The sequence below is a fragment of the Pseudomonas sp. MPB26 genome (assembly GCF_046605355.1).
Taxonomy (GTDB): Bacteria; Pseudomonadota; Gammaproteobacteria; order Pseudomonadales; family Pseudomonadaceae; genus Aquipseudomonas; species Aquipseudomonas cedrina.
Map to the genome: position 1 here is coordinate 4,356,871 of NZ_CP176793.1, position 25,830 is coordinate 4,382,700.

Annotated in this window: 30 protein-coding genes; 14 read left to right on the top strand and 16 right to left on the bottom strand. The window is 61.8% G+C overall.

Annotated elements, in window-relative coordinates:
• Positions 1-16: 16 nt before the first annotated feature.
• The 4 genes from ACLH0H_RS20150 to cysG are packed head-to-tail and all read left to right on the top strand — an operon-like array spanning position 17 to position 4,405.
• Positions 17-1,339, top strand: a complete 1,323-nt coding sequence (locus tag ACLH0H_RS20150) for a replication-associated recombination protein A (RefSeq protein ID WP_411379348.1) — start codon at positions 17-19, stop codon at positions 1,337-1,339.
• On the top strand, positions 1,339-1,713 hold the full coding sequence (gene crcB, locus ACLH0H_RS20155; RefSeq protein WP_003232122.1) for a fluoride efflux transporter CrcB: 375 nt from the start codon (positions 1,339-1,341) through the stop codon (positions 1,711-1,713). Before ACLH0H_RS20150 ends, crcB begins: the two co-directional genes overlap by 1 nt.
• Before the next feature lie 16 nt (positions 1,714-1,729).
• Positions 1,730-3,010, top strand: a complete 1,281-nt coding sequence (gene serS, locus ACLH0H_RS20160; RefSeq protein ID WP_411379349.1) for a serine--tRNA ligase — start codon at positions 1,730-1,732, stop codon at positions 3,008-3,010.
• Complete coding sequence (gene cysG, locus ACLH0H_RS20165; protein WP_411379350.1) at positions 3,011-4,405, top strand: siroheme synthase CysG; 1,395 nt, start codon at positions 3,011-3,013, stop codon at positions 4,403-4,405.
• A 134-nt stretch (positions 4,406-4,539) separates the two neighbouring features.
• Here cysG and ACLH0H_RS20170 read toward each other — a convergent pair whose 3' ends face one another.
• The 8 genes from ACLH0H_RS20170 to ACLH0H_RS20205 all read right to left on the bottom strand — a co-directional run bounded on the left by ACLH0H_RS20170 (position 4,540) and on the right by ACLH0H_RS20205 (position 10,054).
• Positions 4,540-5,547 carry a glutathione S-transferase family protein gene (locus ACLH0H_RS20170; RefSeq protein WP_411379351.1) on the bottom strand — a complete coding sequence of 336 codons (1,008 nt, stop codon included), beginning with the start codon at positions 5,545-5,547 and terminating at the stop codon, positions 4,540-4,542.
• A gap of 88 nt (positions 5,548-5,635) precedes the next feature.
• Entirely contained in the window at positions 5,636-6,637 is a 1,002-nt protein-coding gene (locus ACLH0H_RS20175) for a glycosyl transferase family protein (protein ID WP_411379352.1), read from the bottom strand.
• The gene (locus ACLH0H_RS20180; RefSeq protein ID WP_076950782.1) at positions 6,634-6,969 is read right to left on the bottom strand and encodes a TusE/DsrC/DsvC family sulfur relay protein; all 336 of its coding nucleotides are present in this window, start codon (positions 6,967-6,969) and stop codon (positions 6,634-6,636) included. The genes ACLH0H_RS20175 and ACLH0H_RS20180 overlap by 4 nt, the downstream gene beginning before the upstream one ends.
• Positions 6,966-7,244, bottom strand: a complete 279-nt coding sequence (gene tusB, locus ACLH0H_RS20185; protein WP_411379353.1) for a sulfurtransferase complex subunit TusB — start codon at positions 7,242-7,244, stop codon at positions 6,966-6,968. The genes ACLH0H_RS20180 and tusB overlap by 4 nt, the downstream gene beginning before the upstream one ends.
• Entirely contained in the window at positions 7,244-7,594 is a 351-nt protein-coding gene (tusC, locus tag ACLH0H_RS20190) for a sulfurtransferase complex subunit TusC (RefSeq protein WP_411379354.1), read from the bottom strand. The genes tusB and tusC overlap by 1 nt, the downstream gene beginning before the upstream one ends.
• 1 nt (position 7,595) lies before the next feature.
• Positions 7,596-7,988 carry a sulfurtransferase complex subunit TusD gene (gene tusD / locus ACLH0H_RS20195; protein WP_411379355.1) on the bottom strand — a complete coding sequence of 131 codons (393 nt, stop codon included), beginning with the start codon at positions 7,986-7,988 and terminating at the stop codon, positions 7,596-7,598.
• Positions 7,989-8,393: 405 nt separating this feature from the next.
• Positions 8,394-9,233, bottom strand: coding sequence for a cache domain-containing protein (locus ACLH0H_RS20200; protein WP_411379356.1), 840 nt, complete (start codon positions 9,231-9,233; stop codon positions 8,394-8,396).
• Between the two features lie 50 nt (positions 9,234-9,283).
• Positions 9,284-10,054, bottom strand: coding sequence for a transporter substrate-binding domain-containing protein (locus tag ACLH0H_RS20205; protein ID WP_411379357.1), 771 nt, complete (start codon positions 10,052-10,054; stop codon positions 9,284-9,286).
• Between the two features lie 126 nt (positions 10,055-10,180).
• Here ACLH0H_RS20205 and ACLH0H_RS20210 point away from each other — a divergent pair, with 126 nt between their 5' ends.
• The 5 genes from ACLH0H_RS20210 (at position 10,181) to ACLH0H_RS20230 (ending at position 16,095) form a co-directional block, all read left to right on the top strand.
• Positions 10,181-10,780 (top strand): class I SAM-dependent methyltransferase, encoded by a 600-nt coding sequence (locus tag ACLH0H_RS20210; RefSeq protein WP_411379358.1) that lies wholly within the window; start codon positions 10,181-10,183, stop codon positions 10,778-10,780.
• 122 nt (positions 10,781-10,902) lie between these two features.
• Positions 10,903-12,033 carry a ribonuclease D gene (gene rnd / locus ACLH0H_RS20215; protein WP_411379359.1) on the top strand — a complete coding sequence of 377 codons (1,131 nt, stop codon included), beginning with the start codon at positions 10,903-10,905 and terminating at the stop codon, positions 12,031-12,033.
• Complete coding sequence (locus ACLH0H_RS20220) at positions 12,030-12,323, top strand: YcgL domain-containing protein (protein WP_076950253.1); 294 nt, start codon at positions 12,030-12,032, stop codon at positions 12,321-12,323. Before rnd ends, ACLH0H_RS20220 begins: the two co-directional genes overlap by 4 nt.
• A 107-nt stretch (positions 12,324-12,430) precedes the next feature.
• The gene (locus tag ACLH0H_RS20225; protein WP_411379360.1) at positions 12,431-13,363 is read left to right on the top strand and encodes a D-2-hydroxyacid dehydrogenase; all 933 of its coding nucleotides are present in this window, start codon (positions 12,431-12,433) and stop codon (positions 13,361-13,363) included.
• A gap of 149 nt (positions 13,364-13,512) precedes the next feature.
• Positions 13,513-16,095 (top strand): hypothetical protein, encoded by a 2,583-nt coding sequence (locus ACLH0H_RS20230; protein ID WP_411379361.1) that lies wholly within the window; start codon positions 13,513-13,515, stop codon positions 16,093-16,095.
• 48 nt (positions 16,096-16,143) lie between these two features.
• On the opposite strand, the gene ACLH0H_RS20235 is transcribed toward ACLH0H_RS20230, so the two are convergent.
• Positions 16,144-16,728 (bottom strand): nitroreductase family protein, encoded by a 585-nt coding sequence (locus ACLH0H_RS20235; protein WP_411379362.1) that lies wholly within the window; start codon positions 16,726-16,728, stop codon positions 16,144-16,146.
• Positions 16,729-16,883: 155 nt separating this feature from the next.
• Here ACLH0H_RS20235 and ACLH0H_RS20240 point away from each other — a divergent pair, with 155 nt between their 5' ends.
• Complete coding sequence (locus tag ACLH0H_RS20240; protein ID WP_003172524.1) at positions 16,884-17,333, top strand: YcgN family cysteine cluster protein; 450 nt, start codon at positions 16,884-16,886, stop codon at positions 17,331-17,333.
• A 203-nt stretch (positions 17,334-17,536) separates the two neighbouring features.
• Here ACLH0H_RS20240 and ACLH0H_RS20245 read toward each other — a convergent pair whose 3' ends face one another.
• The 4 genes from ACLH0H_RS20245 to ACLH0H_RS20260 all read right to left on the bottom strand — a co-directional run bounded on the left by ACLH0H_RS20245 (position 17,537) and on the right by ACLH0H_RS20260 (position 19,920).
• The gene (locus tag ACLH0H_RS20245) at positions 17,537-17,887 is read right to left on the bottom strand and encodes a DUF2892 domain-containing protein (protein ID WP_411379363.1); all 351 of its coding nucleotides are present in this window, start codon (positions 17,885-17,887) and stop codon (positions 17,537-17,539) included.
• A 68-nt stretch (positions 17,888-17,955) separates the two neighbouring features.
• Positions 17,956-18,423 carry an RNA methyltransferase gene (locus ACLH0H_RS20250; protein ID WP_003189607.1) on the bottom strand — a complete coding sequence of 156 codons (468 nt, stop codon included), beginning with the start codon at positions 18,421-18,423 and terminating at the stop codon, positions 17,956-17,958.
• Between the two features lie 376 nt (positions 18,424-18,799).
• Complete coding sequence (locus ACLH0H_RS20255) at positions 18,800-19,174, bottom strand: YajD family HNH nuclease (RefSeq protein ID WP_003210675.1); 375 nt, start codon at positions 19,172-19,174, stop codon at positions 18,800-18,802.
• Positions 19,175-19,233: 59 nt separating this feature from the next.
• Entirely contained in the window at positions 19,234-19,920 is a 687-nt protein-coding gene (locus ACLH0H_RS20260; RefSeq protein WP_411379364.1) for a spermidine synthase, read from the bottom strand.
• A gap of 78 nt (positions 19,921-19,998) precedes the next feature.
• Between ACLH0H_RS20260 and ACLH0H_RS20265 the strand changes: the two genes are divergently transcribed.
• Positions 19,999-20,277, top strand: a complete 279-nt coding sequence (locus ACLH0H_RS20265) for a hypothetical protein (protein ID WP_076950259.1) — start codon at positions 19,999-20,001, stop codon at positions 20,275-20,277.
• On the opposite strand, the gene ACLH0H_RS20270 is transcribed toward ACLH0H_RS20265, so the two are convergent.
• Both ACLH0H_RS20270 and ACLH0H_RS20275 read right to left on the bottom strand, forming a co-directional pair.
• Positions 20,274-20,747 (bottom strand): cyclic nucleotide-binding domain-containing protein, encoded by a 474-nt coding sequence (locus ACLH0H_RS20270; RefSeq protein ID WP_411379365.1) that lies wholly within the window; start codon positions 20,745-20,747, stop codon positions 20,274-20,276. The two genes, ACLH0H_RS20265 and ACLH0H_RS20270, sit on opposite strands and share 4 nt — an antisense overlap.
• A gap of 69 nt (positions 20,748-20,816) precedes the next feature.
• Complete coding sequence (locus tag ACLH0H_RS20275) at positions 20,817-22,859, bottom strand: S9 family peptidase (RefSeq protein ID WP_411379366.1); 2,043 nt, start codon at positions 22,857-22,859, stop codon at positions 20,817-20,819.
• A gap of 24 nt (positions 22,860-22,883) precedes the next feature.
• Here ACLH0H_RS20275 and ACLH0H_RS20280 point away from each other — a divergent pair, with 24 nt between their 5' ends.
• From ACLH0H_RS20280 to ACLH0H_RS20290, 3 genes are read left to right on the top strand one after another with little or no spacing between them, the layout of a single operon-like run.
• Positions 22,884-23,420: an MFS transporter gene (locus tag ACLH0H_RS20280; RefSeq protein WP_411379367.1), complete on the top strand. Its 537-nt coding sequence runs from the start codon at positions 22,884-22,886 to the stop codon at positions 23,418-23,420.
• A 30-nt stretch (positions 23,421-23,450) separates the two neighbouring features.
• Positions 23,451-24,227, top strand: a complete 777-nt coding sequence (locus ACLH0H_RS20285; RefSeq protein ID WP_411379368.1) for a class II glutamine amidotransferase — start codon at positions 23,451-23,453, stop codon at positions 24,225-24,227.
• Positions 24,228-24,238: 11 nt separating this feature from the next.
• Positions 24,239-24,781 carry a DUF2937 family protein gene (locus ACLH0H_RS20290; protein ID WP_076950264.1) on the top strand — a complete coding sequence of 181 codons (543 nt, stop codon included), beginning with the start codon at positions 24,239-24,241 and terminating at the stop codon, positions 24,779-24,781.
• Positions 24,782-24,895: 114 nt separating this feature from the next.
• Here the strand turns inward: ACLH0H_RS20290 and ACLH0H_RS20295 are convergent, their stop codons facing one another.
• Positions 24,896-25,816, bottom strand: a complete 921-nt coding sequence (locus tag ACLH0H_RS20295; protein ID WP_411379369.1) for a LysR family transcriptional regulator — start codon at positions 25,814-25,816, stop codon at positions 24,896-24,898.
• Positions 25,817-25,830: the final 14 nt, after the last annotated feature.

Below are 25,830 nucleotides of genomic sequence, written 5' to 3' on the forward strand. Positions count from 1 at the left end.
GTTTCAAACGCTGCCCATGGACCTGTTTCGAAGTGATCCGATTGCCCAGCCCCTGGCCGCGCGCTTGCGCTCGACCAACCTGGATGAGTATGTCGGTCAGGAACACCTGCTCGCTCGCGGCAAGCCCCTGCGCGAAGCGCTGGAGCAGGGCGCGCTGCATTCGATGATTTTCTGGGGCCCGCCGGGCGTGGGGAAAACCACCCTGGCGCGCCTGCTGGCGAAGGTCTCGGACGCACACTTCGAAACGGTCTCGGCGGTACTGGCCGGGGTCAAGGAGATCCGCCAGGCGGTGGAGGTGGCCAAGCAGCAGGCCGGCCAATACGGCAAGCGCACCATCCTGTTCGTCGATGAAGTGCACCGCTTCAACAAGTCGCAGCAGGATGCATTCCTGCCCTATGTGGAAGACGGCACCCTGATTTTTATTGGGGCCACCACCGAAAACCCGTCGTTTGAACTGAACAATGCCTTGCTCTCGCGAGCGCGGGTCTATGTGCTCAAAAGCCTGGACGAAGCGGCGATGCAGAAACTCCTGCAGCGCGCATTGAGTGAAGACAAGGGCCTGGGCAAGCGCCAACTGAGCGTGAGCGAAGAAGGCTTCAAGATCCTGCTTACCGCCGCCGATGGTGACGGCCGGCGCTTTCTCAACCTGTTGGAAAACGCCTCCGACCTGGCCGAAGACGGCAGCGAGATCGGCGTCGACCTGCTGCAAAGCCTGCTTGGCGACACACGCCGACGCTTCGACAAGGGCGGCGAAGCGTTCTACGACCAGATTTCGGCGCTGCACAAATCCGTGCGCGGCTCCAACCCGGACGGAGCGCTCTACTGGTTCGCGCGGATGATCGACGGTGGCTGCGACCCGCTGTACCTGGCGCGCCGCGTGGTGCGCATGGCCAGCGAAGACATCGGCAACGCCGACCCGCGCGCGCTGAGCCTGTGCCTGGCGGCCTGGGACGTGCAGGAACGCCTGGGCAGCCCGGAAGGCGAGTTGGCGGTGGCCCAGGCCATCACTTACCTGGCCTGCGCGCCCAAGAGCAACGCGGTGTACATGGGCTTCAAATCCGCACTGCGCGCCGCCGCCGAATACGGCTCCCTCGAAGTGCCGCTGCACTTGCGCAACGCCCCGACCAAGCTGATGAAGCAACTGGGCTACGGCGATGAATACCGTTATGCCCATGACGAACCGGACGCCTACGCCGCCGGTGAAGATTACTTCCCCGATGAGCTTGAGCCGCTCGCGCTTTATCAGCCGGTGCCCCGCGGCCTGGAATTGAAAATCGGCGAAAAGCTCAATCATCTCGCCCAACTCGACCGCCTCAGCCCGAAACAGCGGAGAAAGTAGTGCTCAAGACGATTCTTGCCGTGTCCGCCGCCGGTATCGCTGGTACATTATTGCGTTTCGCCACCGGCACCTGGGTCAGCGCCAACTGGCCGAAGCATTTTTATGCGGCGACCCTGGCGGTCAACCTGGTGGGTTGCCTGATCATCGGGCTGTTGTACGGCTGGTTCCTGTTGCGCCCGGAAGTGCCGATTGAAATTCGCGCCGGCTTGATTGTCGGCTTTGTAGGCGGTCTGACGACCTTTTCATCCTTTTCACTGGATACGCTGCGCCTGCTGGAAAGCGGGCAGGCCCTGGTCGCCTTCGGGTACTTGGGCATCAGCGTGTTCGGCGGGCTGCTCGCCACTTGGGCCGGCCTGTCCTTGACCAAACTTTGATAAACGAGAGACCGACATGCTCGATTCCAAACTGTTACGTAGCAACCTTCAGGACGTAGCGGACCGCCTGGCATCCCGTGGCTTCGCCTTGGATGTTGCGCGCATCGAAGCGCTGGAAGAACAGCGCAAGACCGTCCAGACCCGCACCGAAGCACTGCAGGCTGAGCGTAATGCGCGTTCCAAATCCATCGGTCAGGCCAAGCAGCGCGGCGAAGACATTGCGCCGCTGATGGCGGATGTCGAGCGCATGGGCACCGAGCTGTCTGCGGGCAAAGTCGAGCTGGAAGGCATTCAAACCGAACTGGATTCGATCCTGCTGGGCATTCCCAACCTGCCTCATGAATCCGTGCCGATTGGCGCAGACGAAGACGGCAACGTCGAAGTGCGCCGCTGGGGCACGCCCAAAGCCTTCGATTTCGAGGTCAAGGACCACGTCGCCCTGGGCGAATTGAGCGGCGGCCTGGATTTTGAAACCGCCGCCAAGATGTCCGGCGCGCGCTTTGCCTTGCTGCGCGGCCCGATCGCGCGCATGCACCGTGCCCTGGCGCAGTTCATGATCAACCTGCACACCGCCGAGCACGGTTACGAAGAAGCCTACACGCCGTACCTGGTGCAGGCGCCGGCGCTGGTGGGCACCAGCCAGTTGCCTAAATTCGAAGAAGACCTGTTCAAGATCAGCCGCGACGGCGAAGCTGACCTGTACCTGATCCCGACCGCGGAAGTGTCGCTGACCAACATCGTTTCCGGCGAAATCCTCGACGCCAAGCAACTGCCACTGAAGTTCGTGGCGCACAGCCCGTGCTTTCGCAGTGAAGCCGGTGCATCGGGGCGCGATACTCGCGGCATGATCCGCCAGCACCAGTTCGACAAGGTCGAGATGGTCCAGGTGGTCGAGCCTTCCACGTCGATGGAAGCCCTCGAAGGCATGACCGCCAACGCCGAGCGCGTCCTGCAACTGCTGGAGCTGCCCTACCGCGTGCTGGCGCTGTGCACCGGCGATATGGGTTTCAGCGCCGTGAAGACCTACGACCTGGAAGTGTGGGTGCCTAGCCAGGACAAATACCGCGAGATTTCGTCGTGCTCCAACTGCGGTGATTTCCAGGCCCGGCGCATGCAGGCGCGTTTCCGTAACCCGGAAACCGGCAAGCCGGAGCTGGTCCATACCCTCAACGGTTCCGGCCTGGCCGTCGGCCGTACCCTGGTGGCCGTGCTGGAAAACTACCAGCAGGCCGACGGTTCGATCCGCGTCCCTGAAGTGCTCAAGCCGTACATGGCGGGCGTTGAGGTCATCCGCTAAATGGAATTTCTGCCGCTGTTTCATAACCTGCGCGGCAGTCGCGTGCTGGTCGTTGGTGGCGGGGAAATTGCCTTGCGCAAATCCCGGCTGCTGGCCGATGCCGGCGCCGTGCTGCGGGTGGTTGCCCCCCAGATCGAAGACCAACTGCGTGAATTGGTGCGGGGCAGTGGCGGGGAACTGATTCTGCGCGGTTATCAGGAGGCCGACCTCGACGGTTGCACCCTGATCATCGCCGCAACCGATGACGAGCCGCTGAACGCGCAAGTCTCCAGCGATGCCAAGCGCCGTTGCGTGCCGGTCAATGTGGTGGATGCGCCGGCCCTGTGCAGCGTGATTTTCCCGGCGATTGTCGACCGCTCGCCCTTGGTCATCGCGGTGTCCAGTGGTGGCGATGCGCCGGTGCTGGCGCGCTTGATCCGCGCCAAGCTGGAAACCTGGATTCCGTCCACTTATGGCCAACTGGCCGGGTTGGCGGCGCGTTTTCGTGCCCAGGTCAAAGGTTTGTATCCGGATGTGCAGCAGCGTCGCGCCTTTTGGGAAGAGGTGTTCCAAGGCCCGATTGCCGACCGCCAGTTGGCCGGGCAGGGCGATGAAGCCGAGCGTCTGTTGATCGAAAAGGTCAACGGCGCGCCGCCCCACGCGCCGGGTGAAGTCTACCTGGTGGGCGCTGGCCCCGGTGACCCCGACCTGCTGACCTTCCGCGCCCTGCGCCTTATGCAGCAAGCCGATGTGGTGTTGTATGACCGTCTCGTGGCGCCTGCGATTCTTGAGCTGTGCCGTCGCGACGCCGAGCGGGTGTATGTCGGCAAGCGTCGCGCCGAACATGCCGTGCCGCAGGAGCAGATCAACCAGCAATTGGTGGACCTGGCCAAGCAAGGCAAACGGGTGCTGCGCCTCAAGGGCGGCGACCCGTTCATCTTTGGGCGCGGTGGTGAGGAAATCGAAGAGCTGGCGGCCCATGGCATCCCGTTCCAGGTGGTACCGGGCATCACCGCCGCCAGCGGTTGCGCGGCGTACGCCGGGATTCCGCTGACTCACCGCGACTATGCCCAATCGGTGCGCTTTATCACCGGGCATTTGAAGAACGGGACGTCGGACCTGCCCTGGACTGACCTGGTGGGGCCATCGCAGACCTTGGTGTTCTACATGGGCTTGATTGGCTTGCCGATCATCTGCGAACAGTTGATCAAGCATGGGCGCGCGGCGGATACCCCGGCGGCGTTGATCCAGCAGGGCACCACGTCGAACCAGCGCGTGTTCACTGGCACCCTGGCCGACTTGCCGCGCATGGTGGCGGAGCATGAAGTACATGCGCCGACACTGGTGATCGTGGGCGAGGTGGTGGTGTTGCGTGAGAAGCTGAAGTGGTTTGAAGGGGCCCAGGCTCAGGTTTAACAATCCTGTAGTGAGCGGGCTTGCCCCGCGCTGGGCTGCGAAGCAGCCCCAATCAAGACACCGCCGAGTTCCAGATAAACCGAGCCGCCTGGTTTGGGGCTGCTTCGCAGCCCAGCGCGGGGCAAGCCCGCTCACTACAATGCTCCGGCGTCGTAGACACCTTTGCCCGTCAACCGCTCCCGATCATGCTCAACATCAAACCCCTGCAATGGCCCCTTCGGCACAATCCCCGTCGGGTTGATCGTCCGGTGGCTGGCATAGTAATGCCCCTTGATATGCTCGAAATCCACCGTCTCGGCCACGCCCGGCCACTGGTACATCTCCCTTAGCCAATTCGACAGGTTCGGATAATCGGCAATCCGCCGCAGGTTGCATTTGAAGTGGCTGTAATACACCGCATCAAAGCGAATCAGCGTGGTAAACAGCCGCACATCGGCTTCGGTCAGGTATTCACCGGCCAAGTAACGGTGCGTGCCCAAATGCTGTTCCAGATGATCGAGTTCGGCAAACACGGCATCAAACGCACTGTCGTAGGCTTGCTGCGACGTGGCGAAGCCTGCGCGGTACACGCCGTTGTTCACGGCGGGGTAGATGCGCTCGTTCAGTGTGTCGATGGCCGCCCGCAGTGGCTCAGGGTAAAAATCCAGGGTATTGCCGGTCAGCCCGTTGAACGCGCTGTTGAACATGCGGATGATCTCCGCCGATTCATTGCTCACGATGCGCTTGAGTTGTTTGTCCCATAACACCGGCACAGTCACGCGTCCGGTGTAGTCGGCGGTATCGGCGGTGTAGCGCTGGTGCATGAAGGTAAAGTCGTCGAGCCTGTCGCCGGTGGAGCCGTGGGCCTTGTCGAAGGTCCAGCCGTTTTCGAGCATCAACCAGCTGACCACTGACACGTCGATCAGGCTTTCGAGGCCCTTGAGCTTGCGCAGGATCAGGGTACGGTGGGCCCAGGGGCAGGCGAGGGACACGTAGAGATGGTAGCGGCCGGCTTCGGCCTTGAAGCCGCCTTCACCGCTCGGGCCAGGCTGGCCGTCGGCGGTCACCCAGTGGCGGCGTTGTGCCTGTTCCCGTTGGAAAGCGCCGTCTGCGCTACTTTCATACCACTGGTCTTTCCAGTGTCCTTCAATCAGCAAACCCATGAGTGGCTCCTTGGCTAATAAGCGTTGGAGCCCAGTCTAAAGGCATGAGTTCGAACTAAAAGCGCAAAGACCGGAGGTTAATGATCGATTAAATCGATTTATCCCGCGCATCCCAGTACTGCTGGGCCAATTCGAAGGCTTGCTCACGTGGGTGACCGAGCCCGCGTAACGCCAATGCCATGGTGGCAGTCAGCGCCAGTTGCGGGTAGCTGTCGACGATGTCGCCGCGCCACACGGCTTTCAGGTGCTCGGGATCCAGCGTTGCGGGCTTGACGTGGCGTTGGGCGGAGAGGGCGGGCCACTCTTCGTCCCAGCTTATGCCTGCGGTGGTGCCGTACAGATGGCTGGCCGAGTCGGGGTTGATCTCGATCTCACCGCCATCGCCCTTCACCACTATCACGTTGTCGCCAAGCAAACCACTGGCATCGCGGTGCACGCCCTGGTAACCGGGATGGAAAATACTCTGCAGGCCAAGGCGCGCATTCAGCGGGTTGAGCAGCCGCGCCAGGGAGTGGATCGGTGAGCGCAGGCCCAGGGTGTTGCGCAGGTCGATCATGTGTTGCAACTGCGGTGCCCAATCGCCCAGCGGGATGAACGCCAGGTTACCTTGCCCGTAGGCCGCCTCGACCTGTTGCCAGTTGCGGCACAGCGGTATCTGCAAACCTTGCAGCAATTGCTCGGTGTACAACCGTCCTGCCGTATGCGCGCCGCCGCCATGCATCAGAATGCGCACGCCGTGCTGCGCCAGGCACTTGGCCGCCAGCAGGTACCACGGCAGGTGGCGTTTCTTGCCGGCGTAGGTTGGCCAGTCGACATCTACCTTCAGCGCCGGAGCGCCGAGGCGCTGGCGTACGGCTTCGGTGAAACCGGCGAGTTCTTCCGGGCTTTCTTCCTTGTGGCGCAGCAGCATCAGGAAGGCGCCCAGCTGGGTGTCTTCGACTTTTTCGTCGAGCAGCATGCCCATGGCTTCGCGGGCTTCCTCGCGGGTGAGGTTGCGCGCGCCGCGCTTGCCTTTGCCCAGGATGCGCACGAACGGCGCGAACGGGTGCTCGTCGGGGGTTTGCAGGGTCAGCGGGGCAAAGTCGGTCATAAGCAATTCGTCGGCCTGGGCAGGCCCGCCAGCTTGGCGGCGAGTTTGGCGGGAGTGCCGTTGAACAGTTTGTTGAGGCGCAGGCTGTTGCCCTTTTCCGGGCCCAGTTTGAGCGCGGTGTACTTGATCAGCGGGCGCGTGGCCGGGGACAGCTGGAATTCGGCGTAGAACTGGCGCAGCAGTTCGAGAACCTCCCAGTGGTCGGGGGTCAGCTCAAGGGCTTCGGCGGCGGCCAGGGCGTTGGCCACCTCAGCCGACCATTCGTCCAGGTTGACCAGGTAGCCGTCCTTGTCCAGTTCCAGCGCGCGTGCGCCGACGGTCAGGGTGTTCATAACCAGGCGTTGACCTTGTCGTAGGTGATCGACAACTGCACGAAACCTGGATAATCGACGCGCTCGGCCCAGTCCGGCAGCGGCAGGTTGCGCGCCTGCAGGTCTTCGGCCAATACAAAGACCTTCACGCCCTGGGTGTGCAGGGCCGATTGTTGCAGGCCGTAGGTGCCGTCGCCGCAGAGCAGGATCGCGTCCTGGTTGCCGCAGACGCGCAGGCAGCTGTCGAGGCGGCTGTCGGTAAATGGCGAATGAGATACCACGTGTAGAGTCGACATCAGAGGGTAATCACCTGGTCGTAGCGGTCAATCAACCGGGTGATGCCGGGGTTGTCCAGAGGCTCGGCGCTGGCGGGCGGCGTGAGGCCACGCACGGCCAGGCTGTGTGCGCAGGCAAACACCTCATCGATGCCGAACAGCCCCAGCGCCTGCAGGTTGGCGCTCAGGTCTTTTTGCTGCACGGCCTTTGCGTCCTGGTACGGCGTCAACTGGAACACGCCGTCGTCCATGAACAGCAGGCCAATCGGCAGATCGAAGGCGCCGCCGGCCAAGACAATATCCAAGGCTTCCCGCGCACTCGGGCCCGACCACGGTGCCTGGCGGCTGATCACCAACAGGGATTTGGCCATGTCACATGCCTCCAAAACAGATCAGGCGGTCGGCGTTCTGCGCCGCATCGTGCAACTGGCCCAGGCCCGACAACGCCCATGGCGCCTCCAGGTTGACTGCGCTGCGTTGATAGCGCGTGGCTTCCCCTTGGTCAAGCACGCCACGGCGCAACGCCGCGGCAATGCACACCACGCCGTCGAGCTGGTGCTGGCTGACAAACTCGCGCCATTGGCGGGCGATGTCTTGTTCGTCCTGGGGAGCAACAATGTTGTTGGAGGCGCTGTGCACCCCGTCCTGATAAAAAAACAGCCGCACAATCTCATGCCCGCCGGCCAGCGCCGCCTGGGCGAAAAGCAGGGCGCGGCGCGAGGAGGGCGCATGGGCTGCGCTGAATACTGCGATCGCAAACTTCATGAAAGACTCTGCAAGCAAACCTGGGTCAATGATAAAGCCGTCGCCAAGAAAAAGCCCGCCGTGATCAAAACGGTCACTGTGGTTGACCGTTCCGGGCCGGGGTGGTTGGGTGGTGACTGGGCGGCCGCTATCGCAGGCAAGGTATCTACACATCTTTGTAGTGAGCGGGCTTGTCCCGCGCTGGGTGGCGAAGCCGCCCCAATAAAGGCATCGCCGAGCTTCAGGTAGAATCCGGTCGCCTGGTTTGGGGCTGCTTCGCAGCCCAGCGCGGGACAAGCCCGCTCACTACAAAGTTATGTAGATACCTATGCTGCGATAGCGGTATATCAGTAACAAATATGTTCACTGGCCCACCGCTATCGCAGGCAAGCCAGCTCCCACAGGAGATCGTATTTCAACGGTCTATCAAGGGCTGTAGTAACCCACCGCCACCATGAAGTGCCCCGCCTTGCGCACATACGCATGCTTGTTCTCAATCTTGTCGGTCACCGGGTTTTTCCAGCGGTATTTGTATTCCCCCTGGTCCTGCTCGGTCATCAGCTTGAGGATCGGCTCGCCCACCGGTTTGCCGTCGGGGTCCTTGACCTTGCTGAAGTCAGTATTGATCAGCCGCAGCGTGGTGCCGTGGGCTACGTAGCGCCGGGTATCGAGGTCCACTACAAACACGTAGAGATCATCCTGCAGGAAACCGCCCTGCAATGAATTGATGGCCTTAAGCGTGCCGGTTTCATCCTTGAGCAGCGCATTCACCGCCTTGTTGCGCAGGGCCCTGGCCTGTTCCGGCGTCGCCCGCGGCAAGTAATAACCCACCGCCAGGATGCGTTCGCCCACACGCTGGTAAAACACGTGCTTGTGCTCGACCTTGCCGTCGTTCCAGTTCTGCCAGCGGTAGTCGGCCTGCTGGATGCCCTGGCCCTCCGGTACCTTGAGCGCATCCTTGAATGACTGGCGCAAATCCGGGCCCAGTACTTCGGACACATCGCGACCGATCAAGGCGGAGGAGGGCCCGCCACTGGCCAGCAACACGCCTTTTGTATCGACCACAAACACATAGCGGTCCTGGTCGATGAATTCGCCCTGCCGGCTGAATGCGGCAAAGGCCTTGTCGCCGTTGCTCTGGTAATAAGCCAAGGCTTTTTCCAGCAGCGCCTTGGCGGCCTGGGCATCCTCATCCTGGCCTGTTGCGGCGTGCACCTGGCCCAGACACAACAGCAGCAGCCAGGTGATGCAGAGCAATCCCTTCATGTTCCGTCCCTCATTATTGTAGAAGTGACCACAGCGTAGACGGCTGTGGCTCACGGCGCCGCCAGCCATTGATTGACGATGCCGTCATACACCCCGGTGGCGACGCTCAGGTGCAGCCATTGGTCGACATAACTCTTCCACGCCACGTCATCACGGGGCAGCAGGAACGCTTTCTGGCTGTACTGCATGTGCCGCTCGGGGTTCACCGCGCACAGCCCAGGCTTGAGCTTCTGCTGGTAACGCGCTTCGCTGGCGTCGGTGATCATCACGTCGGCCTTGCCCGCCAGCAGTTCGTCGAAGATGGTCACATTGTCATGCAGGCGGATTTGCGCCTGGCCCAGATGGGCCCGGGCGAACACTTCGTTGGTGCCGCCCGCGGGCTCGATCACCCGCACCTGGGGCTGGTTGATCTGCTCGACGGTCTGGTAGCGCTGCACATCGGCGCAGCGCACCAGCGGGATCTTGCCATCGACGCCCAGGGATTGGCTGAAGAAGGCTTTTTTCTGGCGTTCCAGCGACACCGAAATGCCGCCCACGGCGATGTCGCAGCGCTGGGCGAGGAAGTCGGGCATCAGGGTTTTCCAGGTGGTGGGCACCCATTGGATTTTTGCGTTGAGGCTCTTGGCCAGGGACTCGGCCATGGCGATGTCGATGCCTTCATAGCGGCCATCGGCGCGCAGCGAAGTGTAGGGCTTGTAGTCGCCCGTGGTGCAGACCGTCAGCGTGCCGCGCTGGAGCACCTCGTCAAGGCGCGACGGGGCGGTGTCGGCCAGGGCGCTGGTGGCCAGGCCGAGTGCACAGAGGGCTAAAAGAGCTTTCATGCGGTCGAGTCCTTGGGGCAGGGGGGCAGTTATTATTTTCAGCAGGTTTCGACCTTTTTTTCACGTTGTGCTGTTTAAGCTGCGGATCAAGGTCGTTCGCTACCGTTCCACTTACATGAGCCCGAGATGTTGACACAACCTCCCTCTTCCATCGAGATCGAATACGCTGAACGCTGCGGTCGGGAACACGCCCGGGCCTGCGGCGATACGCGCCCGCCCGGTCTGCGGAGGCGCCTGGCGTCATGGCGCGACGAATGGCTGGTGCGCCAGGCGCTAAAAGTTGCCGGCGAGCCGGGGCTGGTGCTGGACCTGGCGTGCGCATCCGGGCGTTTCTGGCCGGTGTTGGCCGAGCACGTCAACCGGGTGATCCTGGCGTCGGACAATTCTCAGGACATGCTCGATCATGCCCGCAGCCATCACCCGGCGTCCCTGCTCAAGCGGGTCAAGACGTTCCAGGGCTCGGCGTTTACCATCGGTTTGTCGGCGAACGCGGTGGATTGCATTTTTTGCCTGGAATTGTTTCGCCATGTGCCCAGCAGCGAAGGGCGCCTGGCGTTATTGCGCGAGTTCCACCGGGTCAGCCGCGACACGGTGATTGTCTCCGTCAATTCGCGTACCGCCGTAGAGGATGAGTTCCGCCAGGCCGGCTTCAAGGTGCTGAATCACCAGGAGTTCATGCCGGGCTCAAACCTGTGGCGGGTCTACGTCCTGCGTAAGAGAGGATAAGTCCCGCCTGTCGGACTATTCTTCCATGTCTGTCTGAGTTTTCATGGTCGCCTGTGCACTGTGGATGCTCGCAAGTCCCTTTCGCGATATATACTGCGCGCCATTCTTCAAGGGAGAGCCGTGTGGCCATCGATATTCACTGGATCTGCGACAACGATAGCCTCGGCCAGCATTGCGCCGAATGGCAGCAGTTGCCATTCGTCGCCCTCGACACCGAATTCATGCGGGTCGACACCTTTTATCCCATTGCCGGGCTGATCCAGATCGGTGATGGCCAACGCGCTTACCTGATCGACCCCCTGACCATCGACAACTGGCAACCCTTGGCCGCCTTGCTGGAAAACCCGGCGGTGATCAAGGTGGTGCATGCCTGCAGCGAAGACCTGGAAGTGTTGCTGCGCCTGACCGGCAGCCTGCCCGTGCCGCTGTTCGACACTCAATTGGCTGCGGCTTACTTGAACCTCGGTTTTTCCATGGGCTACTCGCGCCTGGTGCAAGCCGTGCTGGACATCGAGTTGCCCAAGGGTGAGACCCGTTCGGACTGGCTGCAGCGGCCATTATCCGCCACGCAGATCAGCTACGCCGCCGAAGACGCGGTGCACCTGGCCGAGGTCTACATCCGCCTGCGTCCGCGATTGTCCGACGACAAGTACGCCTGGGTGCTGGAAGACGGTGCGGAGTTGGTCGCCAACCTGCGTCGTGAAGTCGACCCGAACGAGGTTTACCGCGACGCGAAGCTGGCGTGGAAACTCTCCCGCGCCCAACTCGCCGTGCTGCGTGAACTGTGCGCCTGGCGCGAGCAGCAGGCCCGTGCCCGTGACCTGCCGCGCAACCGCATCATTCGCGAACACTCGTTGTGGCCCCTGGCCAAATCCCAGCCGGATAACCTCGCCGCCCTGGGCAAGATCGAAGACATGCACCCACGCACCGTGCGCCAGGACGGCCAGTTCCTGCTGGACCTGATCAAACGTGCTGGCAACGTGCCCATGGACCAATGGCCACCCGCCGTTGCCGAGCCATTGCCGGTGGAGGCCGCCGCCTTGATCAAGCAACTGCGCGCCCTGGGCCAAACCTTCGCCGAACGCCTGGACATGGCGCCGGAACTGATGCTGCGCAAGAAAACCCTCGAAGCCCTGGTCAAAAGTGGTTATCCCGATGGGCCTTATAAATTGCCAGACTCGCTGCGTGGCTGGCGCCGCGAGTTGATGGGCCAGGCGCTGCTCGACAGCCTGTCCGCCGGAGAACAGCCTTGAAACGTATTTGCTCCATCTACCGCAGCTTGAAAAAGGACGGCATGTACCTCTATGTGCTCAAAAGCGACGCCCTGGAGCGCGTGCCGGAACCGTTGATGGCCGCCTTCGGCAAGCCGCACCACGCATTCGATATGGTGTTGACGCCCGCGCGCAAGCTGTCGCGCGAAGACATTGCCGTGGTCCTGGAAAACCTCGACAAGCAGGGTTACCACCTGCAAATGCCGCCGGCCGAAGATGAGTACATCGAGCACCTGCCCGAAGAGCTGCTGCGTCGCAACGACCCGATGTGATCGCTGGGTGCCTCATGCGCGGCACCGTTATCAATGAAATCGTACACGTGGGCGGTGGCCGTAAGGATGCGGGCGGCCGTCTGCACTGTTTTTGAAAGGTTTGAACCATGCGTGTTCTGATTGCTGAACAGGATCACCCGCTCTACGCCCAATTGCTGGGCGAAGCGGCACCGGACCTGGAGGTGCTGACCAGCGGCGATTCGGCCGAGCTGTCGCGCCTGGCCGCCGATTGTCCGGTATGGCTGGGCCAGCCGGACCTGCTCGCAACGCTGTTGCGCCAGGGCCACCACCCGCAATGGCTGCAGTCGACCTGGGCCGGCATTACCCCGTTGCTGGCCGAAGGCCTGCCCCGCGACTATCGCCTGACCCGTGCGGTCGGCATCTATGGCCAGGTCATGGCCGAGTTTGTCCTCACCTACATGCTTGGCCACGAGCGCGAAGTCTTGGCGCGCCTGGTCAGTCAGGTCGAGCGTAAATGGGACAACCGCACCGGCCAGAGCCTGGCGGGGCGCAAGGTATTGATCGTGGGCACCGGCGATATCGGCCAGAGCGTCGCCGAGTTCCTGGTGCCGTTTGGCGTCAAGCTGTACGGCATTGCCAGCCAGGCCCGTGAGCAGGCGCCGTTTATCGAAGTCGCCGGGCTTGATCAATTGGGCCGGCTGGTGGGAGAGGTGGATTATGTGATCAACCTGTTGCCCAACACGCCTGAAACCCATGATCTGTATGACGCCGCACTGTTCAAGCAATTCAAGCCGACCGCGTTGTTTATCAACGTCGGGCGCGGCGTGGCAGTGGTGGATGCCGATCTGGTCGAGGCCTTGAAAGAAGGGCATTTGGCGGGTGCGGTGATCGACGTTTGCCGTCAGGAACCGTTGCCGCAACGCCACCCGTTCTGGACGGCTTGGGGCTTGCTGTTGACAGGGCACAGCTCGGCGCCGACGTCGCCGTCAATGATGGTGCAATTGTTCATGCACAACGTGCGTGCGTACCAGGCCAAGCAAGCACTGCGCGGGGAAGTGGATTTCGAGCGCGGTTACTGATTCCCACGGGGCCACGGGCCCCGCTTCGACATTTCACCTGACAGTTTGCTCGGAACCGCTTCTCAGGGAGGCGACACCCAAGGTCACCCAGGGCCGCTGAAAAGCGTTCCGCAGGATGCCCCACTGGGTCGACAAACAAGGTCAATGTCATGCTTGCCATCAATGCCGCGCTTTCCCCTGTTCTTCCCCCATCCACTTCATCCCGGCCCGCATCAGCCTCCGTCGATTCGCTACCGTACGATGCCGCCCGCCCCAACATCGTCGCCGGTTTCGACCTGGGGCAAAGCCAGCATTGGGGCAAGCCGGCGTCGGAGGTGACCAGCGGGTTGGGTCGCCACTTGGTCGCGCAGGGGCATGCGGACCCGCAGTCAGCCACGGCGGCCGTCCAATCCCTGCTGGCACGCAGAGCGCCCGAGTTTCTGGTCAAGGACATTCCGCCCAGTGTGACCTACGGCAGCCTGACGTGGGCTCAGTTGGCAATCGCCACCGCCAGGGTCGAGGCCCAGACGCCGGGGCGCTCATCCTCGATGAGTTACGTGGAAGTGCTGGCGGCTGGCGCACCCAAGGCGGACAGTGGGGTGGATGTCCAGCAGGCGCAACGTAAGGCCTTGACAGACTGGGGCGTGGTGAACGGCGAGCTTCCCGCAACGGGCACGCCCACCGAGAGCGAGCTTGCGCGCGTGCGCGCGCTCTACAACAGCCGTTTGAGTGAATTGCTGCGCGCCAGTACCGCCGTGCAAACGCCGGTGCCCAGCCGCAAGGCGATGGCGTTGAACGCGCTCAAGCAAGCGTTTCCGGACGTCGACCCCAGCATGTTTGAAATGCGCTCCCTGCACAAAACCCTGCTTAAACCAGGGCGGCCCGGCATCTTCCCCGGAACGCATTCCATGCTGGATATCGTCATGGAGGGCGCCAAACTGGGGCCGCAGGAGCACTGGATGAGCCAGAACTCACGGATTCCGGCCAAACGTTTCTGCGAGTTGTATGAGGCGGGCACCTTCAAGGCAGCCGAAGCCTTCGAGGCCAAATACAAACAGGCGATACAGTCTCTGGAAGGGGGGCACGAGGATCTCGCCCGTTACCTGGTTTCGACAATGCCGCTGGAGGACCGAAATAACTTTGCCTATGGCAAACTCGAATTCTTCCACACCAATGACTACCACATGGCCGGCGACTTGTTTACGCCGCTGGCGCTGAAGACACGTGCGCATACGCTGCAGGTCAAAACCACGCGCGGAGGCGAGGTCAATATTTATGAAATCAATACCCGTGAGGGCACCGTCAAGAAGCAGAACTATTTGAAACGACGGATCACCGAACCGTATACCGCTGAAAAGCTCGATTCGATCAATGCCAACGTGGTGAGCAAAACCACATTGATTGACCCACTCAAGAATGATCGTCCCGAACGCAAGTTGGAGCGCGAAGTGCCTGTCAATGGCGATGCCACGGCGGCTTCCTCGCGCTTCGATTACATTGGCAAAGTGTTTGCCAAATCGCTCGATCTGCATAACCAGGACCTGCTCGACCATGCACGGGGCGTGACCTCGTATGACCAGAGCCGAGCGACCAATGCGGCCATTGGTGAGTTCTTTCTAAACCTGATTCCGTTCCGGTCGGCCATCGTCAATTTCATCAACGGCAGTCATGCCGATGGCGTGTTCGACCTGGCGCTGGACGTTATCGGCCTGGTGACCCTCGGTGCCGGAAAGGCGGCCCAGGCCGGCAAGGCCTTTGCCAAGGGCGTTTCCACGGTGAGCGGGGCGGCCAAAGCGGTGCGTTTTGTCGGCATGGCCGCTATCGAAGCCTTCAATCCGTTGGGCGGGTTGGGGGATGCGGCGCGGGGCGGCGCACGGCTCTTGAAAAAGGGCGGGGGCCTGGCGCAGCGGGGTATTGAGGCACTGCGCGGTGCGCCGTTGGAGGGCGTCTTGAGCAATACGCTGTTCAACCAATACAAGGTGCCCGACTCCACCATCACCGGGCTTTCGCGTAACAGTCGTGGCTTGTATGTGAAGGAGCATGGCAATCAACTCTACATCCGTAATACCGACGCAAATGGCAAGAGCAATGTGTATGCGGTAGGCGAAGTCACCCGCACCGAAGACGGCGCTGTTCAGGCGCGGATCTATCATGCCAATCGGCAAACTCCATTGCTCGTCCAGCATGTGGAGGGTGACCAGTGGGTGCGCCTGGGTGCCAGGGGCGGCAATCCACCCAAGGTGGCTGACGATCTGGGACCACTGATCGGTGCCGGCGGCGAAGGTGATGTCTACGCAAGCCTTGATGGGCTAAGTGTCTATAAAGATTTTCGTACCAAAAACGCGATAAGGATGCCCGATTTCGTCACTAACGAACTGGAATGCCTTAATAAGTACTATGGAGAGGGATTTGCCACGGCGCTGCTGGAAGATGGCCGTGCCTATATAAAGATGAAACGACTCGATGGGGTCAACCTGAACGGCGTAGCCGCTGGCAGTTTACCTGCCGATGCGCGAAACCTGCTGGATGAAGCGTTGGCTGGCATGGAAGCCAAAGATATTTTGCACAACGACCTGCAGTTGAAGAACTTTTTGTACAGCGCCAGAGATAAAAAGGTTTACCCCGTTGATATTCAATCGTTGGATCCAGAGGTGCTGGCGGGCGATCAGTTTCTGCACGACATGACCTGGGCGGACTACCGGCGTCATAAGGCGCATCTGCAAGCGCAGTTTGGCGAGCTTATCGGTCAATAGTGACAGCAGACAGGAACCCTTGCCGCCAAGGCGGCAAGGGTTTGCGCCTTAAAGGCTGAAATCACCCTCCGACACCAGCTCGCTCAGCGGCTTGCGCGGGCTCGGCATTTCACGGCCTTGCAGGTACTCGGGCAAGGTCGACTTGTCACCCAGCTTGCCGATCGCCACAGCGGCATGCAGCGCATAACCTTGCGGGATTTTCAGCTCGTTGCGCGTCAGTTCCTGATCGAAGCCGGCCATGCCATGGGTGTGCCAGCCGCTGAGGCTGGCCTGCAGCGCCAGGTGGCCCCAGGCCGAGCCGGTGTCGAAGGTGTGCCAAAGCGCCGGGGTTTCTTCGCTGGCGCCAGGGGCGATGAAATCGGTCTTGGAAGCGATGATTACCAGGGCCGACGCATGCTGAGCCCAGCCACGGTTGAATTCATTGAGCAGGCCCAGGTAGCGTTCCCAGTCCGGTGTGTCACGGCGCGCGTAGAGAAACCGCCAGGGCTGCGAGTTGTACGCCGAAGGCGCCCAGCGTGCGGCTTCGAAGAAGCTCAGCAGGGTCTCCTTGGAAATGCTCTCACCGTTGAAGGCGCGGGGCGACCAGCGGTCGGTGAACTGGGGATGGATCGGATAGTCGGCAACTCGTGTCATGGAGCGGTTCCTGATCGTTTAATTCGGTGCTCCAAGCTACTGCGCGGGCTCTAGCCTGACAAGCGTTGCAACACCGCCAGTCGCCAGCGCTTGGCCCCAGGGGTCGGGGGCACTAGACTGGCGGCCTTTTCACCTACCGATACCGATGCAGAGCCATGGCCGCCAAAGTCGAACCTTTCTGGATACGCAAAACCCTTGAGCACCTCGACCAGGAGGAATGGGAGTCTCTGTGCGACGGCTGTGGCCTGTGCTGCCTGCAAAAGCTTGAGGATGAAGACGATAACAGCGTCTATTACACGCGGATCGCCTGCAAACTGCTCGATCTGAAGACCTGCCAGTGCACTGATTATCCCAACCGCCGCGCGTCCGTGCCCGACTGCATCCAGCTTACGCCGGGCCAGGCCGACCAGTTCAAATGGCTGCCGCCGACCTGCGGCTATCGCCTGGTCAGTGAACGCAAGGATTTGCCGCTGTGGCACCACCTGGTCTGCGGCGACCGCGATGCGGTGCACCACGAACGCATTTCCCAGTCCGGGCGCATGCTCAGCGAAGGCAGCGTGCCCGAGGACGACTGGGAGGATTACCTGATTTTCCGCGCGGGCTGATGTGGGGGCTTGTTGTGGCGAGCGGGCTTGCCCTGATGCCAGTCAGTTAAGCAAACGCAATGCTCAAAGCAACGAAGATCAAATGTGGGAGCGGGCTTGCTCGCGAATACGGTGTGTCAGCTAATACATATACAACCTGAACCACCGCATTCGCGAGCAAGCCCGCTCCCACATTTAGAACTCCAACACAGGAGAGATCACCGTCAGTCGGTGGTTTTTACAACGTTCTCCGCCGCCACTTCCGCCCTGGTCTTCAAGTTCTTCAACTCGTCCCCGGCGCGCTCGATCTTCGCGCGCACGGTGTTCATCTCCTGGCGGCCGTGTTCCAGCTTGTCTTTGAGCGAGCAGTGCCCGGTGAAGCCACGAGTTAACGCCATGCCGCCGATTGCCACCTGGATCAAACCGAAAATCCCGCCACGGCGCAGGCCTTTGCCCACCATTATCGCGCCGCCGGCCACCGAGCCGAAGCGTTCCCAGCCATGCACGTTTTGCGTGGGCTGTGTCTGGAACGGGGTGTGTTCGATGATAGGGCGCATGGTTTTGCTGTCGCTCATGGTCTGTCTCCAACAAGGGCTAGTGATAATAGGCTGACTACCCACAGGTGTCGGATGTTCCGAAAATATCAGTACTTGGGACCCGAACGGGTGTTGTTGCCTTTGGCCAGGCGGTCGTAGAGCACCACGTTGACGGTGGCCGCGAGGTTCATGCAGCCGGTGGTCGGGATGTAGACCACGTCTTCGCACCAGTCGCGGATCTCTTTATCGAGGGAGCCATCTTCCGGGCCGAAAATGTAGAGGGCGCGGTCGGGGTGGGTGTACTCAGGCAGGGGACGGGCGCCTTCCACCAGTTCCACGGCGACGGGAATGCAACCCAGGGGCAGGATTTTTTTCAGGTCATCGATACCGATCAGCGGAATGTCGTGATGGACTTTCTTGGTGTCGGTGATGAAGTCCCGGGCGCGCTCGTAACGCACGCCGGTGTAGAACACCGAGGCCACGCCGTAGCAGCCTGCGGCACGCATGACCGAACCGACGTTCTCGGGGGATTTGGGGTTATACAGACCGATGCAGCTGTAGCGTTTATTGCCCACGGGGAAGGGTGCCTTGGCGAAAAAAAACGCGATTATACGGGCTTGAGGAATGTGGTGTTTGGGCTATCGCTATCGCGGCATGGGTACCTACACATCTTTGTAGTGAGCGGGCTTGCCCCGCGCTGGACTGCGAAGCGGCCCCAATAAAGCCACTGCGGAGTCCAGATAGAACCAGGTCGCCTGGTTGGGGCGGCTTCGCCACCCAGCGCGGGACAAGCCCGCTCACTACACGGAGATTTTTTCAGCCTTTGAAAGGTGTGTAGATATCTATGGCTATTGCGGGCAAGCCCGGCTCCCACATTTTTGAGTGTATGGATACAGTCAAATGTGGGAGCTGGCTTGCCTGCGATGGCGGCATAACTGTCGGCGAGGCGCTTCAGTCGTCCTTCTTCATCAACCCCGCCAACGCCGCAAACGGGTTGTGCGTCGCCTTGGCGATCGTCGGGCTGCTGGTGGAGCCTTCGCCGAAGTACTGCTGGTCGGTGTAGCGCGAGTGTTCGTTGTCATGGCAGTACAGGCACAGCAATTCCCAGTTGGAGCCGTCCTGGGGATTGTCGTCATGATTGTGGTTGCGGTGGTGCACAGTCAGTTCGCTCAGGCGTTTGCCAGCGAATTCACGGGCGCAACGGCCGCACACGTGGGGGTACATTTTCAAGGCTTTGTCGCGGTAACCCATTTCACGGTCGCGCTGGGCATCGGCGAGGATGCGGTCCAGCTTGGCGGTGTGGGAGGGCGGGTTGGTTGAGCTCATCATGGCTCCTATATTTTGGTGGTCACGGACAGGCTTGATTCTAGCCGTTCACGGCGCAATTAGCCCTTGAGCTTTTCGGCAATCCAGATGGTGTGTCGCGTGCCCTTGTTGCCATGGGCAAATACCTGCACTTCCTCGGCCTTGAAACCGGCCTTGCGCAGCTTGTCGCTGAACAGCCTGTCGGCGCTGGCCGACCACACCGCCAGCACGCCTTTGGGGCGCAGGGCCTTGGCGCAGGCGGCCAGGCCACCGGCGGAGTAAAGCCAGCTGTTGGCCTTTTGCGTGAGGCCTTCGGGGCCGTTGTCCACATCCAGCATGATCGCATCAAAGCCGTGGGGCTCGGCTTGCAGCACCTTGGCTACATCTTCCAGGCGGATCACGGTGCGCGGGTCCAGCAACGGCCGGCCGGATTTTTCGCCTAGTGGCCCACGGTTCCATTCCACGACGCCCGGCACCAGCTCCGCCACTACCACTTCAGCGGTCTTGCCCAGGTGCTTGAGCGCCGAAGCCAGGGTGAAGCCCATGCCCAAGCCACCGATCAAGACCCGTGAATCCGGGCGTCCGGCGACTTTGCGGCAGGGAATTTCCGCCAACGCATCTTCGGAACCGTGCATGCGCGTGTTCATCAACTGGCCGCCGTCGCCGCCCTGGATCTTGATGACAAAATCTTCACCGTATTCGAACAGGCACAAGGCACCGCCGTTGTCGGGGATCGGGGTGGTGTCGAGCAGAACGAAACGTTTCATGGAAATCTCATTGGGAAGGGCATTCTTGCGCGGTTGGGAGTAGCCTTGTGACATTCCGGTCAGGCCATGGAGCCATCGATGAAGTGCAGCATTCTAACGGTCATTGTGTTGAGCGCGCTTGCATCCGCTGCGGCGCAGGCTCAGGAGTTGCAAACCGTACCGGTCGCGCCCGCCCCCACGCCAGGCGCGCCGGGCACCCCGACGCCGACGCTGTACCCGCAAGTCACCCCGCCGGCCGTGCCCAAGACCAACGGCTCGCCGCCCCTGGTGCCTATCGTGCTGCCAACGCCGCCGAAGGACCAGACCGTGCCCGGCCTGCAGCAAAACGACAGCAAGCCGAAGACGCCCGGCGGTTAGAACTGTTGGGAAATAAGCTGCCCATCGGCCATGCGCAGGCGCTTTGACAGGGCGATGGCAATGGCGCGGATGATCTTGGCGGCGACTCTGGGCGCTTCGTTGAGCATCTTTTCCAGGGAGTCCTTGCCCAGGTTCAACAGCACGCAATCACTGGCGGCCACGCAACTGGCCGAACGCCGCTCGCCGTCGAGCACGGCCATTTCGCCAAAGGCCCGGCCGCTGCGCAGGGTGGCGATGGTCAGGCGCTGGCCGTCATGGTTGGCTTTCTGCACCGCCACCTGGCCGCTGTGGATGATGCACATGAACGTGCCGGCATCGCCCTCGAGGAAAATCACCTCGTCACGGGCAATGCCGCTGATATTGAAGTAGCCGGCGGCGATGTGAAAGTCTTCCGGCAGCAGGGGATCGAACAGGCCGCAGTCCATCAGCATGTCGCGGATTTCGTCATTGAGTAGCGTGGGTTGTGCCATGGCTGCAATCTTGGTCCGTCAATCTTGTAGGGTGGTCCTTCGTTCAGACAGGACCACGGCGCTAAGTTCCTAAATCAATCCCAGTGCCTTGAACACAAATGCATATTCGAGCGCTACGTCACGCAATCCCTGGTAACGACCGCTCATTCCACCGTGGCCGGCGCCTAGTTCGGTCTTGAGCAACAGCAAGTTGTCGTCGGTCTTGGTGTCGCGCAGCCTGGCCACCCATTTGGCCGCCTCCCAGTACTGCACGCGGCTGTCGTTGTAGCCGGCGATCACCAGCATGGCCGGGTAGGCCTGGGCGCGCACGTTTTCGTACGGCGCATAGGCCTTGATGCGTTCATACACCTCGGGTTCCTGCGGGTTACCCCACTCGTCGTACTCGGTGACCGTCAGCGGCAACTCCGGGTCGAGCATGGTGTTTAGCACGTCGACGAACGGCACTTCGGCAATCGCCGCCTGGAACAGCTCGGGGCGCTGGTTGAGCACCGCGCCGATCAGCAGGCCGCCGGCACTGCCGCCGCTGATCACCAGTTGTTTGGAGGTGGTCAGGCCCTCGGCGATCAGGTGTTCGGCGCAGGCGATAAAGTCGCTGAACGTGTTCTGCTTGTGTTCCTGCTTGCCGTTGCGGTACCAGGCTTCGCCCAACTCGCCGCCGCCGCGCACATGCGCAATCGCGAACGCCACGCCCCGGTCCAGCAGGCTCAGGCGGGCATGGGAAAACCACGGATCAAGGCTTGAACCGTAGGCGCCGTAGCCATACAGGTACAGCGGCGTGGGCTTGCCGAGCTGGTCGCGCTTGACCACCAGGCTGATCGGCACCCGGGTGCCATCCGCCGAGGTGGCCCACAAGCGCTGGCTCACATAGTCGTCCGCGTTGAACACGCCGAGCACCGGGGTTTCCTTGAGCACCTGTTGCGCGCCGCTGGCAAGCTCCAACTGGCGGACCTGGGCCGGGCGGTTCAGGGCTTCATAGCGCAGGCGAATCCTGTCGCTGGCAAACTCCAGGCTGTTCTGCACGTAAAGGCTGTAGGCCGCATCGGGCAATTCGACGCGATAGGCCGGCACGCCCTGCGGGTGCACTTCAATCACCGGCAGGCCGCCGATTCGCAGGCTCAGGGTCATGGCGCCGGTGTTCAGGCTCACGCCGTCGAGCATCACCTCGTCACTGTGGGGGATCAGGTTTTGCCACTCGTCCTCGGTCGGCACATCGCCGATGTCGGTCGCCACGAACAGCGCGTAATTGATGCCGTCCCGGTTGCTGCGGATAAACCAGGTCCACGCGCCGTTCAGCTGGCCGTGGTCGACGTCGTATTCATGGTCTTCGACGCGAGGCGCCAGGCAGGTGAACGCCAGGTGCGGCTGGTCGGCGTCCAGCGCCCAGACTTCGCTGGTGGTCTTGCTGCCGAGCGAAAGCAGCAACTGGCGCTCGGAACTTGAACGGTAGCAATGCAGGAAAAAACGGCCGTCGGGCTCGTGGAACACTTCCTGCGCCGCCGTACCATCCAGGCGATAGCGATACAGCTTGTGCGGGCGGTGGGTGTCGTCCAGTTCGCCGAAGAACAGGGTCAGGCTGTCGTTGGCCCAAGTCATGCTGCCGTCGCAGTCCTGGAACTCCAGTTCGCTGACTTTACCCGAGGACAATTCCTTCACGAACAGGGTGTAGATCTCTTCACCGCTGGTATCGAGGCTGTAGGCCAGGCGCTGGTGGTCGGGGCTGATGCTGAACGCGCCGAGGGAGAAGAAACCGCCATTGGCCAGCACGTTCGGGTCCAGCAACAGTTGCTCGCTGCTTTCATCCACCTGGTGGCTGTCGTCGGCCGGGCGGCGGCAGCGGTAGTGGCGGGCGTATTCGTCACCGGCGGTGGTGCGGGTGTAGTACAGGTACGGGCCCCACGGCGAGGGCAACGACAGGTCGGTCTCGAGGATGCGGCCCTTGATCTCCTCGAACAGGGTTTCGCGCAGCGCCTGCTGGTCGGCGAGCTGCGACTCTTGCCAGGTGTTTTCGGCCTTGAGGTAATCGAGCACCTCGGCGCTGTCACGTTCTTGCAGCCAGGCATATGGATCCGGGCCTTGGGCCTTGCGGGCAATCGGGGGGAGCGATGTAGGCATGGATTATTCTCTATCGGGCGGACGGTGGCAGGCATTGCAGCCGCGACTCGCAAAAGCCGTTATCATAGCCGCCTGTTTGCCAACCTTGCCATGGACACCATGACCGAGAACGACTATCTGATCGCTTGGGGCCTTTACGCCTTCGCCGCCTTGGGCTGCCTGCTGGTGTGGTGGCGCCTCACCCGCTGGATCTGGCGCTGGCTGCGCGAGCCGCTGCAATTGCTGATGGCGGTGTTGCTGTTCAGCCCCACCATCGTCGACCCGGTCAAGACCCAGTTCGCGCCGGCCGTGGCCATCACCGCCCTGGACCTGGTGCTCAAGGTCGGCAACAACGCCTGGCGGGCCATTTCCGATTTATTCATGTACACCCTGATCGCCTTTGGCGTGTACCTGGTGATTGTGCTGATCCGCTGGCCCATCGAGCGCGCCGCCAACGCCCGCCGCGAGCGCAAGGCCGCCGCCGATGCGGCATTGGCCGCCGAACCGCCTGAAGACGAAGACGACGTGCCTTTTCGGCGTCCCGCACCGGTGAGCGGCATGCGGGTCGAACCGCGCCTTTAACGTTGTCCGCCCTGCAGCGAGAGCCCCGGCATGTGTGAATTATTGGGCATGAGTGCCAACGTCCCGACCGATATCGTGTTCAGCTTTACCGGGCTGATGCAGCGCGGTGGGCGCACCGGCCCCCACCGTGACGGTTGGGGCATTGCCTTCTACGAAGGCCGTGGCCTGCGCCTGTTCCAGGACCCGGCGGCGAGCAGCGAATCGGAAGTCGCGCTGCTGGTGCAGCGTTACCCGATCAAGAGCGAAGTGGTGATCGGTCACATCCGCCAGGCCAACGTCGGCAAGGTCAGCCTGGCCAACACCCACCCGTTCGTACGCGAACTGTGGGGGCGCAACTGGTGTTTCGCCCACAACGGCCAGTTGGCGGATTTCAACCCGCGCGCAACCTTCTACCGCCCGGTCGGCGATACCGACAGTGAAGCGGCGTTCTGCGATTTGCTCAACCGCGTCCGCGAAGCCTTTCCCGAGCCGGTGGACCTTGAAAGGGTGCTGCCGGACCTGATCGCCGCCTGCGCCGAATACCGCAGCAAAGGCGTATTCAACTGCCTGCTCAGCGATGGCGACTGGCTGTTTTGCTACTGCTCGACAAAGCTGGCGCAGATTACCCGCCGCGCGCCATTTGGCCCGGCGCGCTTGAAAGATGTCGACGTGATCGTCGATTTTCAGGCTGAAACCACCCCCAATGACGTGGTCACCGTGATCGCTACCGAGCCGTTGACCGACAATGAAAACTGGACCCGCTACGAACCGGGCCAATGGAGCCTGTGGCGACGCGGTGAATGCGTCAGCCAGGGCGTTACCGAGTAAGGATATCGACCATGTTGCTCAGTTATCTGCGGTTGGTGCTGTTCGCCATTGGCCTGTTGGTCGGCGTGCAAGTGCCGGGTTTCATCAATGACTACGCCAAGCGCGTCGAGGCCCACCTGATCGAGGCGCAGACCGGCCTGAGCGGGTTCGAAACCACCGCGCGGCAGTTCTTCAACGGGGATCTGCAGGCGTTGGTCGCGCATTACCGCGCCAGTGATGACCCGGTGTTCCAGAGCGACGCCAACAGCCTGGGCGCGATGCTCGACCGCCAGGTGGCGTTGGACAAGCAATTCCAGGCCATGCAAGGCCCCTGGTACATCCGCGCCCTGCAAGTGGCGGTGGCGGCCGATCCGGACATTCGCCGGGAAACCTGGAATGGCTATAGCTATCAGATCTTGCTGACCCCAGAAGCCATGGGCTGGGGGCTGGGCGGGGCGATGCTGCTGTCGTTCGGCATCGAATGCCTGTTCCGTCTGATCGATTGGGTGGTGTTGGGCGGCAGGCGCCTGCGCCAGAGCCGGCCGATTGAAGAGCGTGACCTCAAAGGCCTCTGAGCCAGGCGATGATCGTTCCCACGCTCCGCGTGGGAATGCCTCTTGTGACGCTCCGCGTCGCGCTTTGGACGCAGAGCGTCCTGGGCTGCATTCCCACACAGAGTGTGGGAACGATCAGTCGGGTTGAGCCAGCACCATCCGTTCCTCGCCGACCTGTTCGGCATACCGCGCCACCACCTTCTGGCACAACCCCACAATCTCCTCCACCAACTCCACCCCCACGCGCCACGACACCACCACCTGCAAATTCGGCAGGCGTTGCGCCATCGGCAGCATCACCAACTCCCCGCGCGCCAGTTCCTCCCTGACCAGCACCGGCGGCAACGCGCCAATCCCGAAGCCATCGCGCACCAACCGGGTAATCGCCGATACCGAGTTCACACAGTTCATCCGCGGTGCGGCCACGCCGTTGGCCTGCATCAGGCTGATCACGTCCTGGTGCGGATGGGAGTTTTTCGAGTAGGTGATGATGCGCTCTTGGGCCAGTTCGGCGAGGGAGGCATAGTCGCGGTGGTAGATCGACTGGCTGGCGACGATCCAGGCCATGGGGTGGCTGGCCAGTTCCAGGCTGCGCACGGTTTCGAGGCGCAGCAGGTCGGTTTGCAGGATCAGGTCGAGGAAGCCTTTTTGCAGCTGATCGCTGAGGTTCAGTGCGGTATCAGCGACCAACTCGATTTCCACCCGCGGGAAATGGTCCATCAGTTCCGCCACCAACGGGCTGAGCCAGGTGTGGATCACCGTGTCCATTGCGCCGATGCGGATACGCCCGACCTTGCTGCTGGACGTCTCCAGGGACTGCTTCAGGCCCTGCATGGTGACCATCATCTGCTCGGCGTAATCGAGCACCTTCAAGCCCTCCGGCGTCAGGCTGACACCGCGTGAATCGCGCAGGAACAACTTCACGCCCAACTCGCTTTCCAGCACGGCGATGCGGCTGGAAATCGAGGCCTGGGTGGTGAACAGCTTCTCGGCGGTCAGGCGGAAACTCTTGAGCCTGGCCACCCAGACGAAGGTTTCAAGAAACTTCAAATTCATGGGATCAACTTTTT

What these genes read in the sequence shown, in the direction of transcription:
- tusC (WP_411379354.1), bottom strand. Translation starts at nt 7,594, where the DNA reads ATGGCCAAATCCCTGTTGGTGATCAGCCGCCAGGCACCGTGGTCGGGC.
- ACLH0H_RS20240 (WP_003172524.1), top strand. Translation starts at nt 16,884, where the DNA reads ATGGCCGCCAAAGTCGAACCTTTCTGGATACGCAAAACCCTTGAGCAC.
- ACLH0H_RS20210 (WP_411379358.1), top strand. Translation starts at nt 10,181, where the DNA reads ATGTTGACACAACCTCCCTCTTCCATCGAGATCGAATACGCTGAACGC.
- ACLH0H_RS20235 (WP_411379362.1), bottom strand. Translation starts at nt 16,728, where the DNA reads ATGACACGAGTTGCCGACTATCCGATCCATCCCCAGTTCACCGACCGC.
- ACLH0H_RS20230 (WP_411379361.1), top strand. Translation starts at nt 13,513, where the DNA reads ATGCTTGCCATCAATGCCGCGCTTTCCCCTGTTCTTCCCCCATCCACT.
- ACLH0H_RS20285 (WP_411379368.1), top strand. Translation starts at nt 23,451, where the DNA reads ATGTGTGAATTATTGGGCATGAGTGCCAACGTCCCGACCGATATCGTG.
- ACLH0H_RS20200 (WP_411379356.1), bottom strand. Translation starts at nt 9,233, where the DNA reads ATGAAGGGATTGCTCTGCATCACCTGGCTGCTGCTGTTGTGTCTGGGC.
- ACLH0H_RS20275 (WP_411379366.1), bottom strand. Translation starts at nt 22,859, where the DNA reads ATGCCTACATCGCTCCCCCCGATTGCCCGCAAGGCCCAAGGCCCGGAT.
- ACLH0H_RS20295 (WP_411379369.1), bottom strand. Translation starts at nt 25,816, where the DNA reads ATGAATTTGAAGTTTCTTGAAACCTTCGTCTGGGTGGCCAGGCTCAAG.
- ACLH0H_RS20270 (WP_411379365.1), bottom strand. Translation starts at nt 20,747, where the DNA reads ATGGCACAACCCACGCTACTCAATGACGAAATCCGCGACATGCTGATG.
- tusB (WP_411379353.1), bottom strand. Translation starts at nt 7,244, where the DNA reads ATGTCGACTCTACACGTGGTATCTCATTCGCCATTTACCGACAGCCGC.
- ACLH0H_RS20170 (WP_411379351.1), bottom strand. Translation starts at nt 5,547, where the DNA reads ATGGGTTTGCTGATTGAAGGACACTGGAAAGACCAGTGGTATGAAAGT.
- ACLH0H_RS20175 (WP_411379352.1), bottom strand. Translation starts at nt 6,637, where the DNA reads ATGACCGACTTTGCCCCGCTGACCCTGCAAACCCCCGACGAGCACCCG.
- ACLH0H_RS20290 (WP_076950264.1), top strand. Translation starts at nt 24,239, where the DNA reads ATGTTGCTCAGTTATCTGCGGTTGGTGCTGTTCGCCATTGGCCTGTTG.
- tusD (WP_411379355.1), bottom strand. Translation starts at nt 7,988, where the DNA reads ATGAAGTTTGCGATCGCAGTATTCAGCGCAGCCCATGCGCCCTCCTCG.
- ACLH0H_RS20150 (WP_411379348.1), top strand. Translation starts at nt 17, where the DNA reads ATGGACCTGTTTCGAAGTGATCCGATTGCCCAGCCCCTGGCCGCGCGC.
- ACLH0H_RS20205 (WP_411379357.1), bottom strand. Translation starts at nt 10,054, where the DNA reads ATGAAAGCTCTTTTAGCCCTCTGTGCACTCGGCCTGGCCACCAGCGCC.
- ACLH0H_RS20265 (WP_076950259.1), top strand. Translation starts at nt 19,999, where the DNA reads ATGAAGTGCAGCATTCTAACGGTCATTGTGTTGAGCGCGCTTGCATCC.
- ACLH0H_RS20255 (WP_003210675.1), bottom strand. Translation starts at nt 19,174, where the DNA reads ATGAGCTCAACCAACCCGCCCTCCCACACCGCCAAGCTGGACCGCATC.
- cysG (WP_411379350.1), top strand. Translation starts at nt 3,011, where the DNA reads ATGGAATTTCTGCCGCTGTTTCATAACCTGCGCGGCAGTCGCGTGCTG.
- serS (WP_411379349.1), top strand. Translation starts at nt 1,730, where the DNA reads ATGCTCGATTCCAAACTGTTACGTAGCAACCTTCAGGACGTAGCGGAC.
- ACLH0H_RS20180 (WP_076950782.1), bottom strand. Translation starts at nt 6,969, where the DNA reads ATGAACACCCTGACCGTCGGCGCACGCGCGCTGGAACTGGACAAGGAC.
- ACLH0H_RS20225 (WP_411379360.1), top strand. Translation starts at nt 12,431, where the DNA reads ATGCGTGTTCTGATTGCTGAACAGGATCACCCGCTCTACGCCCAATTG.
- ACLH0H_RS20260 (WP_411379364.1), bottom strand. Translation starts at nt 19,920, where the DNA reads ATGAAACGTTTCGTTCTGCTCGACACCACCCCGATCCCCGACAACGGC.
- ACLH0H_RS20245 (WP_411379363.1), bottom strand. Translation starts at nt 17,887, where the DNA reads ATGAGCGACAGCAAAACCATGCGCCCTATCATCGAACACACCCCGTTC.